The 14,477-nt window shown below is 34.4% G+C and carries 12 protein-coding genes; 9 read left to right on the forward strand and 3 right to left on the reverse strand.

Going from position 1 to position 14,477, the window contains the following annotated elements; all coding sequences use genetic code 11:
* The first annotated feature begins 12 nt into the window (after window positions 1-12).
* From ACP7AQ_RS10795 to ACP7AQ_RS10805, 3 genes are all read left to right on the forward strand, one after another.
* Window positions 13-900 carry a YitT family protein gene (locus tag ACP7AQ_RS10795; protein WP_426065280.1) on the forward strand — a complete coding sequence of 296 codons (888 nt, stop codon included), beginning with the start codon at window positions 13-15 and terminating at the stop codon, window positions 898-900.
* An 85-nt stretch (window positions 901-985) separates the two neighbouring features.
* A complete protein-coding gene (locus ACP7AQ_RS10800; RefSeq protein ID WP_426095456.1) occupies window positions 986-1,594 on the forward strand; it encodes an HD domain-containing protein in 609 nt (202 codons plus the stop codon).
* Window positions 1,595-1,642: 48 nt separating this feature from the next.
* Window positions 1,643-2,098: a GNAT family N-acetyltransferase gene (locus tag ACP7AQ_RS10805; protein ID WP_426095457.1), complete on the forward strand. Its 456-nt coding sequence runs from the start codon at window positions 1,643-1,645 to the stop codon at window positions 2,096-2,098.
* A 242-nt stretch (window positions 2,099-2,340) separates the two neighbouring features.
* Here the strand turns inward: ACP7AQ_RS10805 and ACP7AQ_RS10810 are convergent, their stop codons facing one another.
* Entirely contained in the window at window positions 2,341-2,613 is a 273-nt protein-coding gene (locus tag ACP7AQ_RS10810) for a hypothetical protein (RefSeq protein ID WP_426095458.1), read from the reverse strand.
* Window positions 2,614-2,983: 370 nt separating this feature from the next.
* Between ACP7AQ_RS10810 and ACP7AQ_RS10815 the strand changes: the two genes are divergently transcribed.
* A complete protein-coding gene (locus ACP7AQ_RS10815) occupies window positions 2,984-4,759 on the forward strand; it encodes an AMP-dependent synthetase/ligase (RefSeq protein WP_426092752.1) in 1,776 nt (591 codons plus the stop codon).
* Between the two features lie 20 nt (window positions 4,760-4,779).
* Window positions 4,780-5,832: a proline iminopeptidase-family hydrolase gene (locus ACP7AQ_RS10820; RefSeq protein ID WP_426095459.1), complete on the forward strand. Its 1,053-nt coding sequence runs from the start codon at window positions 4,780-4,782 to the stop codon at window positions 5,830-5,832.
* A gap of 91 nt (window positions 5,833-5,923) precedes the next feature.
* Here the strand turns inward: ACP7AQ_RS10820 and ACP7AQ_RS10825 are convergent, their stop codons facing one another.
* Window positions 5,924-8,377: a S8 family peptidase gene (locus ACP7AQ_RS10825; protein ID WP_426095460.1), complete on the reverse strand. Its 2,454-nt coding sequence runs from the start codon at window positions 8,375-8,377 to the stop codon at window positions 5,924-5,926.
* A complete protein-coding gene (locus ACP7AQ_RS10830; RefSeq protein ID WP_426095461.1) occupies window positions 8,367-9,353 on the reverse strand; it encodes an AAA family ATPase in 987 nt (328 codons plus the stop codon). Before ACP7AQ_RS10830 ends, ACP7AQ_RS10825 begins: the two co-directional genes overlap by 11 nt.
* A 501-nt stretch (window positions 9,354-9,854) precedes the next feature.
* On the opposite strand from ACP7AQ_RS10830, the gene ACP7AQ_RS10835 reads away from it, so the two are divergent.
* The 4 genes from ACP7AQ_RS10835 (at window position 9,855) to ACP7AQ_RS10850 (ending at window position 14,449) form a co-directional block, all read left to right on the forward strand.
* Window positions 9,855-10,364, forward strand: a complete 510-nt coding sequence (locus ACP7AQ_RS10835; RefSeq protein WP_113667110.1) for a MarR family winged helix-turn-helix transcriptional regulator — start codon at window positions 9,855-9,857, stop codon at window positions 10,362-10,364.
* A 42-nt stretch (window positions 10,365-10,406) separates the two neighbouring features.
* Entirely contained in the window at window positions 10,407-12,797 is a 2,391-nt protein-coding gene (locus ACP7AQ_RS10840) for a 3-hydroxyacyl-CoA dehydrogenase NAD-binding domain-containing protein (RefSeq protein WP_426095462.1), read from the forward strand.
* 80 nt (window positions 12,798-12,877) lie between these two features.
* The gene (locus tag ACP7AQ_RS10845) at window positions 12,878-14,059 is read left to right on the forward strand and encodes an acetyl-CoA C-acyltransferase (RefSeq protein WP_426092759.1); all 1,182 of its coding nucleotides are present in this window, start codon (window positions 12,878-12,880) and stop codon (window positions 14,057-14,059) included.
* A 141-nt stretch (window positions 14,060-14,200) separates the two neighbouring features.
* Complete coding sequence (locus tag ACP7AQ_RS10850; RefSeq protein ID WP_426095552.1) at window positions 14,201-14,449, forward strand: four helix bundle protein; 249 nt, start codon at window positions 14,201-14,203, stop codon at window positions 14,447-14,449.
* The last annotated feature ends 28 nt before the right edge of the window (window positions 14,450-14,477 follow it).

The following is a 14,477-nucleotide window of genomic DNA, read 5'->3' on the forward strand; positions in this document are numbered from 1 at the left end:
AAATTCATGATTATGAATATTGACCAACAACCAATAGACTGGAAGGAAATATTTCATCCCAAAAATATTGTTTTAAATTTAGTGGGTGTTGCATTTATTACATTGGCACTTAAGGGATTTATGATACCCAATAAATTTTTGGATGGAGGGATTATAGGTATTTCAATATTAATTCATGAAATCACACAAATGCCATTTGGAATTCTTGTGTTAGGCCTAAATATACCCTTCTTGTTCTTAGGGAAAACACTGTTGGGAAAAACGTTTGCGATACAAAGTTTGATCACTTTTTTATTGATTGCAGCAAGTATGACTTTTATTAATATCGATGCCGTCACTACGGATCGCCTTTTAATTGCCTTATTTGGTGGTTGTCTGATTGGGATCGGGATGGGATTGTGCATTCGAAGCGGTTCAACGGCTGACGGTGTTGAAATTCTGGCTTTACTGACTACCCGAAAAATCGGGCTTAATGTATCAGAAGTAATCTTTGCGATGAATACCTTATTGTTTCTGGCGGCTGCTTGGTCTTTTGGTATCGTGACTGCATTATATTCAATAGTTACGTATTTCTCTGCCATAAAATCACTCGATTATATCGCTCACGGTTTAGAACAATACACTTCATTAAATATCATTTCATCCAAAAGTGAAGCCATTAAAACTTTAATAGTAAAAAAATTTGGAAAAGGAATTACAATAATTAAAGGAGAACGGGGTTATTTACCGCATACTTTCGATATTAAAACCGACTGCGATATCATTGTAACTATAGTTACACGGCTCGAATTACTTCGGATAAAAGATGAAATAAGAAAATTAGATCCGCATGCTTTTATGTTTATCCAGTATATCAAAGAAGCGAGCGGCGGAATTTTAAGAAACAAACAGAAACATTAATTTATAAAACAGCTATGATAGAGATTCACTACCGAAGAAACGTCTCATTGCAATAAAATATTTCTAAATTTAAAAGCTTTTACAAATGAAAAACTGGAATCTATTGTACAATAATGTAATGGATTGTTTGAAATCGCGATTGTCTCCCTTTCTTATTTATCATGACTGGAGACATACACAGTATGTGGTAAAAATGGCAGAATATATTGCATTGCAAGAGCAAATAAATGAGGATGATATACTGCTTATAAAAACTGCCGCACTGTTTCACGATGGGGGATTTATTAATACTCGCAGTGAGAGACACGAAGAAGAAAGCATTCGTTTTGCAAAAAACAAATTACCGCAATTTGGATACACTAAAAAAGAAATTGCAATCATTGTTGGTATAATAAGAGCCACAATAATAACTCAAAAACCAAAAACTAAATTAGAGTGCATTCTTGTGGACGCTGATCTTGAATATCTAGGGACTGATCAATTTGAGCATTTAGGGAATAAACTCTATTTAGAATTGAAGCATTATAATCCTAATCTCAGCTCGGAGGAATGGAACACGATGCAAATTAATTTTCTTCAATCGCACTTTTATCACACCGCCTTTTGCATTCAAAATAGAGCCGAAGTAAAAGAAAAGAATTTGAAGGGTTTGATTGAGCGACAAAAAAGTATATCAAGACAAAAATCAAGCTGATTTTTAGTTAACCTATTTTAAAACATGGCTAAAAGCAATTTTGAACGGATGTTACAACTGGCTGATGAAGTTTTTGCTGTTAAAAATGATCCAGCCCAACTTGATATAAATCAGGAAGTGCTCGAGCGATTAATGAGAATACATCCCGCGACAGTTCAAGAATATAATTATGGGAATGGTCCTGTAGCTTGGGTTTTACTAATTCCTACCACGCTGGAAATAATGCAACAGTTCCTGGATGATACGATATCGGAAAAAGAACTCTTCGAGCAGACACCATTAGCTACAAAATACGAAGCACTATATCTTTGTTCCGCTTTGGTTTTACAAGAATACAGAAGAAAAGGAATTGCAAAGCAACTGACATTACAAGCAATTGAAAGCATAGGAAAAGACCATCCTTTAAAAGCGTTATTTGTGTGGACCTTCAGTAAAGAAGGGGATTTAGGTGCCGAAGCGCTGGCCCATAGCACTGCACTGACAGTACACAAACGATCAAAATAATGAAAAGTTGTGTCAAAACTCGTTGTTTAGTCATAAAAAAAAGACAACGCCTATCTTATAAAATCGATATAAAAGCCATTTGGAATAATTTAGTTAGCTGGAAAATTTACTTCCGGTAGTAACAACAAAATCAAAAGCCGAAACAAACTGTTTCGGCTTTGTGATTTATAAAGAATGAGTTTTTAATATGTAGCCTTTATTTTTCCATAAGTTTTCACTGAAGAAGGCAGTTTCATCAACAATCAATCCTGATCATTGAAAATGTTAATAAAAAGTATCGGCATCACTATTTTTTTAATATCCGATTTTCTGTCCATATTAAAATTCCACCACGATTGTACTACTTTTTGATCTTCCATTTCATAGTTTAAATAATCAGGGTAGCCAACTACATCAATATTTGTGCTATCAAATTGTGCCATTAATTTTTTATCGTTAGCTTTTATCTGATCTAAATTCTTGCTATTTTGAACTGAAAACATATTAATAGTGCCATTCGCTTTTTTTGCGCGCAAGTGATGAAAGTAAAAACAACCACCACAGTTAGTAATGCTTTTTTCATTTTTAATACTGTTTTACGTTAATACTGCTTTAAATTTAAATTATTGATAATGAATTATATAAAAAGTTAATTTTATTTAAATAAATTTCAATACTATCTGATAAAATGATTGAGAAATTATTTTTAAAAAAAACAGGAATTATCATGATAAGAAATTACTGTGGGTGCCTTCTATTGGTGTTTTTTATTAATAAATTTTAGTCGAAAACCCTGTTTAAAGAAATCGATTTCGGCAAACCGCTTAATTTTTACAATTAATTTTTGAAAAACAAAATTTATCGCTAATTTTTTTTTAATTTGCGAGCAAATCCAATATTTCCATAATGATAAATATCACCCGCCTCTTTGATTTTCCCTATTATCAGCAAGAAAAATACAATTCCATTCCGGATGCTTTAGTAAGCAAACAGAACGGTGTCTGGATAAAAACATCGACCCAAGAATATATAGCTAAAGCGAACGCCATATCTAGAGCATTACTTCGATTGGGTATTCAAAAAGACGATAAAATTGCCATCATTTCATCTAATAACAGAACAGAATGGAATGTTATGGACATCGGTATACTGCAAACCGGAGCACAGACTGTTCCCATTTACCCAACTATTTCCGAAGAAGATTACGAATATATCCTGAACCATTCCGGTTCCATTTATTGTTTCGTTTCGGATGCCGAAGTACTTCGAAAAGTAAACCTAATCAAACACAAAGTCACTACGCTAAAAGAAGTATACTCTTTCAACGAAATAGAAGGCTGCACCAACTGGAATGATTTGTTGGTTCTTGGTGTAGACACCGGAAACCAAGATGAAGTGGAACAACGCAAAAACAACGTAAAAACCGAAGATTTAGCAACTATTATTTATACTTCCGGAACAACAGGTAGACCAAAAGGCGTTATGCTTTCGCACAAAAACATTGTATCGAATGTATTGGACAGCGCTCCGAGAATTCCTTTTCTAGCCGGAAAAAGCCGTGCTTTAAGTTTCCTACCTATCTGTCATATTTTTGAGAGAATGATTTTGTATTTATACCAATATTATGGTGTTTCGATTTATTTTGGAGAATCCATTGAAAAAATCAGTGATAACATTAAGGAAGTGAAACCAACTGTAATCACAGCCGTTCCGCGACTTCTGGAGAAAGTATATGATAAAATCTACGCCAAAGGAACAGAATTAACCGGCATCAAAAAGAAATTATTCTTTTGGGCAATTGACTTAGGTTTAATTTATGAGCCGTATGGCAAAAATGGATTTTGGTATGAGTTCCAACTTAAAATTGCCCGCAAACTGATTTTCAGCAAATGGAAAGAAGGTTTGGGTGGAAATTTAGATTTAATGGTTTCTGGAAGCGCTGCTTTGCAACCGCGATTAGCCCGAATTTTTGCCGCTGCTGAAATCCCGGTTATGGAAGGATATGGATTGACTGAAACCTCTCCAGTAATCTCGGTAAATGACATTAGAAATGGTGGTTTTAGAGTGGGAACTGTAGGTAAAGTAATCGACAATGTGCAAGTTATTATTGCCGAGGACGGTGAAATCCTTTGCAAAGGACCTAACGTAATGCTGGGTTATTACAAAGACGAAAAATTAACAAACGAAGTAATTACAAACGGGTTTTTCCACACGGGAGATATTGGGATTTTTGACGAAGACGGATTCTTGAAAATCACCGATAGAAAGAAAGAAATGTTTAAAACCTCCGGAGGAAAATATATAGCACCACAATTAATCGAAAATACAATGAAACAATCGCGTTTCATTGAACAAATCATGGTTATTGGCGACGGACAAAAAATGCCGGCAGCCTTTATTCAGCCAAGTTTTGACTTTATTAAAGAATGGGCCATTATTCACGGAATCGACATTGGAAAAAGCAATGAAGAAATAATTGCCAACGAAAAAGTAATCGAAAGAATTCAGGTGGAAATTGACAACCTGAATGAAAAATTCGGAAATTGGGAAAAGATAAAACGTTTTGAGCTCACACCAGATTTATGGTCTGTGGAAGGCGGACAGTTAACGCCTACATTGAAACTGAAACGAAAAATAGTAATGGAAAAATACATTGATTTATTCCATAAAATATACAACTAGCCGTTATAAAACCGATCGTTATGAAACTAAAAGTCTTGATTTGCTCCTTTATTAGTGTATTCATTTTTTCTAATTGTCAGGAAAAATCAAAGGAAGATTCCGTAAAAGCAAATTATTTAGACTTTTCTAAACGGGACGACCAACTCACTGGCGGCATCAAAATGATTCCGATAAAAACGCCAAAAGGCACGTTTAAAGTTTGGACCAAACGAGTGGGCAACAATCCTAAAATTAAAGTGTTGTTGCTGCACGGCGGTCCCGGTTTGACACATGAATTATACGAGGCATTTGACGGTTATTTCCCCAACGAAAGTATTGAATACATTTATTACGACCAGTTAGGATCCTATTACAGCGACCAACCCAATGACAACAGTCTGTGGACTAACGATCGTTTTGTTGAGGAAGTCGAGCAAGTACGCATTGCGTTAGGATTGGACAGTTCCAATTTTTATCTGATGGGACAATCTTGGGGTGGAATACTAGCAATGGAATACGCTTTGAAATATCAAAAAAACCTGAAAGGCTTGATTATTTCGAATATGATGGCCAGCGCACCTGCTTACAACAAATATGCAGAAGAAGTACTGGGTCCAAAACTTCCAAAAGCAGTTTTTAATCAAATAAAAACATTTGAAAAAAATAAAGATTACACCAATCCAAAATACACCGAACTGCTTTTTAAATATTATTACACGGAACACATTTTAAGAATGCCTGTTGATCAATGGCCAGAATCCATAAACAGAACTTTCAAACACATCAACCCAAATGTGTATGTTTATATGCAAGGGCCAAGTGAATTTGGAATTACAGGAAATGCTTCTTTAAAGAATTGGGATGTCACCGCCAGACTCAAAACAATTAGCGTTCCCACTCTGGTTATTGGCGCCAAATATGACACTATGGATCCCAAACACATGGAATGGATGTCTAAAGAAGTACAAAACGGAAGTTTCTTATTTTGCCCTAACGGAAGCCATCTTTCGCAATACGACGACCCAAAAACCTATTTCCCAGGAGTTATTAAATTCTTGAAAGATGTGGATAATGGTGAGTTAAAGAAGTCTTAGAAAAAATATTTAGTATATAAAAAACCACGAATTGATTTTCGTGGTTTTGTATTATTATTAGTATAGGTATTAATTAATCCTCCTTTAGATCTTAAACAGAAATAGTCACCTGATTCAATACTGGTGTATATAAATCGACATCTATTTCTTCAGTCTCTAAGCTAACAATTAAACTATAGCGTACTTTTTTATTAAATTTATTTTGTCTTTTTAAATTTTTGTACCAACCATTTCTAGGGTAAACAGCTAAAATATTTCTTTCTGATATTTCACGACCAGTTGCTATAATAAAATCCTTTCTTAAAGATCCTTTTGAACTTATTGTATTACCTATTTCCCAACTAACACCTGTTCTAGAAGGTTTATTTTCTTTTTTTTCATCTTCTGGTTTTGAAATTCTTATTTGAAAATCTTCGATAAATTCATTTCGTTTAATTAATTCAAAATCTAACTGATGTGAATGATACGAATAATGTGTAGCTAGTCTTCTACTTCCTGGATTTGGCTCAATAAAATAAGATAAAGTAACAATCATCTTAACTGATTTTTCTTCTAAACTTTCTAAAGCTTCAATTGGCCATGGTAGATTGAATAAATGATATTCATTATATTTACCTCTTGAATTTTCGTATTTATATGGTTGAATTTCTCTTTCTGCAATTAATGTCAAAGAATTTTCGACACTATGCATTGCTTTTTCGATATTTGGCACACCATAACCAACTGTTCTTAAACGATTTTTTTTAAGAATGTTTCGTTTCATTGTGTCTGTCCAATCAGCAGAATGCACCATCAAACCTCGTATAGTCTCGACCCAATAATTTGGATACAATGTCCTTAATTCAGCAGCCATTTTTGAAGCCAAAGCTGCCGCTCCACTAGTGTCTCCAAAAGGCATAAACATATCATTTGCAAAATCTGCATCGGTAGTTAACAATCTTAATTCTGAATGGTCAGAAGTATAAAATCCATCTGTAGATCTATTTCCTCCTTCAAAAACTAAATCGGGTTTATTTGGCCAAGTTTTGTCAAATAAAAGTGAAGTTGAATTACTTGGAGACATACCACCATTCTCAGCTAGTGGTCTATATCCAGTTGAAATATCAATTTTATCTTTTCTTGTATAAGTACCAATTGTTAAAGCATTGTATGCTTGAGCAGGATCATGAATACATTCTGTTTCATTAATTGTTGGGTAATCACTATGTTTTTTTATTACAACATTCCCGCCACTTATGATAAACAATTGCTGTCCTAATTCATTACCATAACAAATATTATCAACCGCAGATGACCATGACGAAGGGCGACCATTAAATCTTGTATTGATATCTGTAATTGTCATACAGAATACTCTTAAATTCGATGGTTTATAAATTTGAGGCGTACTTACACCACTTTCTGTAATTGCACCATATAATTCAGGATCATTTTTACTTTTGGAAGTAATTATTTTAAAAGATTCCAAACCATGAAAAAGTTGTATAGTATTCGAAGTACTTAATGCATCCGTTAAATCACCATACAATGTCAATCCAGCCACACCAGTACCATGATTAATATCGTCTTGTTTTCCCCATGACTCATTAAAAGTATAGAGATTTTCATCCGGAATAAAATCTTTCAATAAAGAATGCATATTATTTACCCCAGAATCTAGTAAACATATTAATACACTATTTTCGTCAAGATTATTAACAGTCCTACTTATTAAGTCATCTAAATATTCTTTCTTTGTTTCGAAATTAACATCTTTATGTGTAATGAAGCTTGAAATTTCTTGAGGTTTTCTCAATTCGGCTAAATTATCAAGTAATAATAAGGAAGCAGAAAGTTGTTTTGAAGTGCCCTTGACTAATTTGACAATATATTCGGCTAATTCTATTTGTGATTGACCTATTTGACAACCTATTATTTCCAAATTATTATATACATCTTTTAATTTATCTTCATTCTTTTCTGATTTTCTAAACCAAACTTCCCACCAAATATTTTCATTCTTAGTAGGAAAAGGTATTTGAGACTCATCAACCCAAAAAGATTTTAAAGTAGCTATTTCGATTCGGCTAATATTGTTTAATAAAGCTTGGTTTTTAAAATTCCCTTTTTCAGAATCTTTAGTTGGATCAAGAAATTGTTTTATTTTTTTTATGAATTCAGAAATTCCATTTTCATTTACAACAACTACCAAGGAATACCTATATTCTTTGTTAGTATCAATTTCTCGTTCTTCAATTTCAATTTTTAGGAGTTGGAAAAGGACTTTATTACTTCTTATTCCATCTTTGTCAAATTTATCAAACTCAAATTTTGTTCCCCATTCAGAAATGAATTCGATATATACTGCATTATCAATAATTAAATCCGTATTTTCAATTACATGAATATCAAATATTTTCTTTATTTTCTCAATTTCACCCAGTAGATAGTTCCCATGTGACCTATCTCTTGTTATTGGAAGAGGAGAAATAGGTGCTAATTTTGGAGTTTTATAAGGGTTTTTATTGTAATTACCTTCAAATGAAATATGTGGTTTATTTTTCATTTACAACATTTCTCAATTTTAATAATTTTTTTAATGTTGCTATTTCCAATTTATCCAAGTCATTAAGAATCATCTCCTTAATTGTATCGTTACATATTCTCACAATTTCAGAATAATTTAGACCTAAAGCTAATCTTGAAAGGATTTTATAATCAACTTTTGTCGAAAAAGAATATGCTTTTGTATTTTTTTTGATTATTTCAATTATGTTGTTTTCGTCTGGTAAAGGATACTCTAAGATTTCGTCAAATCTTCTAAAAAGGGCTTTATCTAGTGATTCCGGCAAATTAGTTGCAGCAATTATAATACTATTACTTTGATCCTTTTCAATATTTATTAAGAATGAATTTAAAACTCTTTTTATTTCTCCAACATCTTGATTTTGATTCCTATGCGACCCTATAGAATCAAATTCATCAAAAAGATAAACTGCTCTTTGGTCATTCATAGCATCAAAAATCAATCTTAGTTTGGCTATAGATTCCCCTAAATATTTAGACATTAATCCATCTAATCTTATTATAAAAACAGTAATCCCTAATTCCCCAGCGATTGCTTGTGCAGTCATTGTTTTACCAGTTCCAGGCGCGCCTGTCAACAATAATTTACGTTTTGGTTCTAGATTATGAGCTTTTAAAAGTTGCCACTTTTCTTGTTCTTTAATTACTTTGTAAAGTGTCTCCTTAATATTCTCATCCAAAACCATATCACTTAAATTAATTTTTGGTTGAAAAACCTCTATCAATTCTTGTAACTCTCTTTTTGGTAAATTTAATGGAAGAGCTTTTTGCTGAATTATATTTACAGACCTTTCTTTTTTTGCTTGGTCAATTAATTTCTTTAATTCTTGAGCAAATGTAGTATGGCCTTGCTTGGCTTCGGTAGCAGCAATTTGCAAAGCAATTGAAAAGAAACGACTTTCATCATCATCTCCAAAAGACTTAATCAAAGATTTTATTTGGTCTGCTGCTGCCATTACTATTTTTTATTGAACAAAAATATAATAAATCATTTGAATATTCTAAAGCTCTAGGCAATCATTCCTTAAAAAAACAATTGTTCATATGTTAAATCGACAATTCAATTAATTATTTTTACATTCCTATTAAATATGGTCGCTTTTATTCCCTCAAATATAACTATAATAAACTACTTACAATTACGTAGACCCATAATCCACCAATTTAACTGCAATCCCCAATCATTCTCCTTAGCAGAATTCGCGTAAGGGATGGAAGTGGCATCCTTTTATAAATCCCCATCCCGAAGCCTCGGGATTGGGAATTTATAAAAGATACAACGCACAGCCCGACCCGCAGGGATACGCCCCAAAAATTTAATTACTCTTAATAAACGGTATAATCTCCTCTTTTTCAGCGGGGATTTTTTATATTTAATGCTTTTTAACAAAAAAATATTTTAATATATTATGCATGCATAGTATTTTTTATTATATTTGAAATCGATATAGTTACTTATGAAAGATAAAACGATAGATTATATTTTACGTGCCACCTGGCAAGCAGTGGCCAGAATGTATAATGAAGAAGCGTCGAAATACGATGCGAGCATGGCTACTGGTTTCGCTTTATTGAGTATTGATAAGGAAGGTGGAACGCCATCGACCTCTTTAGGTCCAAAAATGGGAATGGAAGCTACTAGCCTGACCAGAACCCTGAAATCTATGGAGGAAAAAGGATTAATCATTCGCAAGAAAAACCCTGTGGATGGCCGTGGCGTTTTGATTTACCTGACGGATTTTGGTAAAGAAAAAAGAGAATTATCAAAAAATACCGTGTTGAAATTTAATGAAACGGTGAAACAAACTATTTCGGCAGAGAAACTGCAGCACTTTATAGAAGTAGCGGAAACCATCAATGAATTAATTCAAGACAAAAATATATTTACACATACGAGCGTCAGCGAACTGGCGGAACAAACTGAAAAAACGGAGAATGATACCGCTAAAATTGATTCCCATCAATAAAATAGCGCTGTTGTTTTCTAATGTAAAACAAATATTATTTATATGAAACGCACAATTAAAAAAGTTGCAGTAATTGGATCCGGAATTATGGGTTCAGGAATTGCCTGTCATTTTGCTAACATTGGAGTTGAAGTCTTACTGTTGGACATTGTTCCAAGAGAACTTACCGACGCAGAAGCCAAAAAAGGACTTACTTTAGAAAGCAAAATTGTAAGAAACCGATTAGTGAACGAGCATTTGGCTAACTCATTAAAATCGAAGCCCTCTCCTATCTACAATCAGAAATTTGCCAGCAGAATTTCCACTGGAAATACAAGTGATGACATGGCGAAAATCGCTACTGCCGATTGGATTATTGAGGTTGTGGTGGAACGTTTGGATATCAAAAAAATGGTTTTTGAACAAATAGAAAAATTTAGGAAACCAGGAACTTTAGTAACCTCCAACACGTCTGGAATTCCAATTCATTTTATGAGTGAAGGACGAAGCGAGGATTTTCAAAAGCATTTCTGTGGAACACACTTTTTTAACCCTGCGCGTTATTTAAAATTATTCGAAATCATTCCTGGCCCGCAAACGGCAACGGAAGTTTTAGATTTCCTTACGGATTACGGTTCTAAATTCCTGGGGAAAACTTCGGTCGTGGCCAAAGATACTCCAGCATTTATTGGGAACCGCATTGGGATTTATGGTATTCAAAGTTTGTTTCATCTGGTTAAAGAAATGGGGCTAACGATTGAAGAGGTCGATAAATTGACTGGTCCGGTTATTGGAAGACCAAAATCGGCTACTTTTAGAACGGTAGATGTTGTTGGATTGGATACTTTGGTGCATGTTGCCAACGGAATCTATGAAAACTGCCCTAATGACGAACAACACGAATTGTTCAAGCTTCCTGATTTCGTCAACAAAATGATGGAAAACAAATGGTTGGGCAGCAAAACTGGTCAAGGTTTTTATAAAAAAGTAGACAAGGATATTTTGTCTTTGGATTTAGACACTTTAGAATACCGTCCGGCTAAAAGAGCTTCTTTTGCCACTTTGGAACTGACAAAAACGATTGATAAACCTATTGACCGTTTTAAAGTTCTGGTGAAAGGCAAAGACAAAGCAGGAGAATTCTACAGAAAAAGTTTTGCTGGAATGTTTGCTTATGTTTCGAACAGAATTCCTGAAATCTCAGATGAATTATATAAAATTGACGATGCGATGAAAGCCGGTTTCGGATGGGAAAATGGTCCATTCGAAATTTGGGATGCCATAGGTGTCGAAAAAGGAATCGAAATCATGAAAGTAGAAGGTCTTGAACCGGCTGCTTGGGTAAATGAAATGTTGGCTTCCGGAAGTTCTAGTTTTTATTCTATTAAAGAAGGAGCAACTTTTTTCTACAATATCCCAACAAAATCACAAGTTAAAGTTCCGGGTCAGGATGCCTTTATTATCCTGAACAACATACGCGAAAGCAAAAAAGTGTGGAGCAACAGCGGTGCAATTATACAAGACTTGGGAGACGGAATCTTGAATTTAGAATTCCAATCTAAAATGAATACAATCGGTGGTGATGTTTTGGCCGCTATCAATAAAGCAATTGATTTATCTGAAAAAGAATATCAGGGTTTGGTAATTGGAAATCAAGCAGCAAATTTCTCTGTTGGTGCTAATATTGGAATGATTTTTATGATGGCGGTTGAGCAAGAGTATGATGAGTTGAATATGGCTATCAAAATGTTCCAAGACACGATGATGCGCGTGAGATACTCTGGAATTCCAGTTGTGGTTGCGCCACACGGAATGACTTTTGGCGGTGGTTGCGAAATGAGTTTGCATGCCGATAAAGTAGTTGCGGCAGCGGAAACGTATATGGGATTAGTGGAATTTGGTGTTGGAGTAATTCCCGGTGGTGGCGGATCGAAAGAAATGGCATTGCGTGCAGCAGATTTATTCCATAAAAATGATGTGGAATTGAATGTATTGCAAGAATATTTCTTGACTATCGCTATGGCAAAAGTGTCTACTTCAGGTTACGAAGCTTTTGATACCGGACTATTACAACAAGGGAAAGATATTATTGTAGTGAATAAAGACCGTCAGATTGCCGAAGCAAAAAAACACGCACTACTGATGGCCGAAGCAGGTTACACACAACCAATTCGCAGAAGCGATGTAAAAGTTCTTGGAAAACAAGCGTTAGGAATGTTCTTAGTGGGAACTGATCAAATGGAAGCCGGAAAATACATCTCGGAACACGACAAAAAAATCGCTAACAAACTGGCTTATGTTATGGCTGGTGGTGATTTGTCCGAACCAACTTTAGTAACCGAACAATATTTATTGGATTTGGAACGTGAAGCTTTCTTGTCACTTTGTACAGAAAGAAAAACATTGGAGAGAATCCAATTTATGTTAACCAAAGGGAAACCGTTGAGAAATTAATTTTAAAGTAAAAATTAGGAATTATAAATTAGGAATGAGCTTCATCAAAAGTTTATAATTCAAAATTCAAAATAATAGTTATGAAAACAGCCTATATAGTAAAAGCATACAGAACAGCAGTGGGGAAAGCCCCAAAAGGTGTGTTTAGATTTAAACGTCCTGATGAATTGGCAGCAGAAACGATTCAGTTTATGATGAATGAGTTGCCTGATTTCGACAAAAAGCGTATTGACGACGTGATGGTAGGAAATGCGATGCCGGAAGCGGAACAAGGACTAAACGTGGGACGATTGATCTCTTTGATGGGATTAAAAATCGAAGATGTTCCCGGTGTTACTGTTAACCGTTATTGCGCGTCAGGATTAGAGACAATCGGGATGGCTACAGCCAAAATCCAGTCTGGAATGGCAGATTGTATTATTGCTGGTGGTGCTGAAAGCATGAGTTTTATTCCGATGGGAGGCTACAAACCGACTCCGGATTATGCTGTTGCAAAAGCTGGAAACGAAGATTACTATTGGGGAATGGGATTAACCGCAGAAGCGGTTGCCAAACAATATAATGTATCTCGTGCCGACCAAGATGAGTTTGCTTATAACTCACACATGAAAGCCTTGAAAGCGCAAGCCGACGGTAAATTTGACAAACAAATTGTTCCTATTACGGTAGAACAAACATTTATCAACGAGAACGGTAAAAAAGAAACAAAATCTTACATCGTAAATAAAGACGAAGGTCCCAGAGCAGGAACTTCTGTAGAAGCTTTGGCAGGTTTAAAACCAGTTTTTGAAGCTAATGGAAGTGTAACTGCTGGAAACTCTTCTCAAATGAGTGATGGAGCAGCATTTGTTCTAATCATGAGCGAAGAAATGGTAAAAGAATTGAACCTTACTCCTATCGCCCGTTTGGTAAACTTCGCTTCGGCTGGAGTGGAACCAAGAATTATGGGAATTGGACCTGTAAAAGCGATTCCAAAAGCATTAAAACAAGCCGGATTAACATTGAATGATATTGATTTAATCGAATTGAATGAAGCTTTTGCATCACAAGCATTGGCCGTAACGAGAGAACTAAACCTAAACCCGGATATTATCAATGTCAATGGTGGCGCGATTGCGTTAGGACACCCACTAGGTTGTACCGGAGCAAAATTATCTGTTCAATTATTTGATGAGATGCAACGCAGAGGCAGCAAATACGGAATTGTGAGTATGTGCGTTGGAACTGGACAAGGAAGTGCGGGGATTTATGAGCTGCTGTAATTTTATTTTAAATGATGAATTTTAAATTTTAAAATAATGAAAGAAAATATAATTGCTAGCAAAACATTTGATTTTGCATTGTCAATTGTAAATCTTTTCACTCAGCTTAAAAAAGAAAATGAATTCATTATTTAAAAACAAATATTAAGATCTGTAACAAGTATTGGAGCTAATGCGGAAGAAGCTACAGCAGCCCAGTCAAGAAAAGATTTTATTCATAAAATAGCAATAGCTGCTAAAGAAGCGAGAGAAACTGAATATTGGTTGCGTTACTTAGACAGATTTACCATGACAACAATTTCGGTATCAAATTATTTAATTGAAATTGAACACATATTAAATATAATCACAAAAATTATTAAAACTTCTCAGGAAGACACTATAAAATAATTTAAAATTTAAAATTCAAAATTCAAAA

It is taken from the genome of Flavobacterium sp. DSR2-3-3 (assembly GCF_049896585.1).
Classification (GTDB): domain Bacteria; phylum Bacteroidota; class Bacteroidia; order Flavobacteriales; family Flavobacteriaceae; genus Flavobacterium.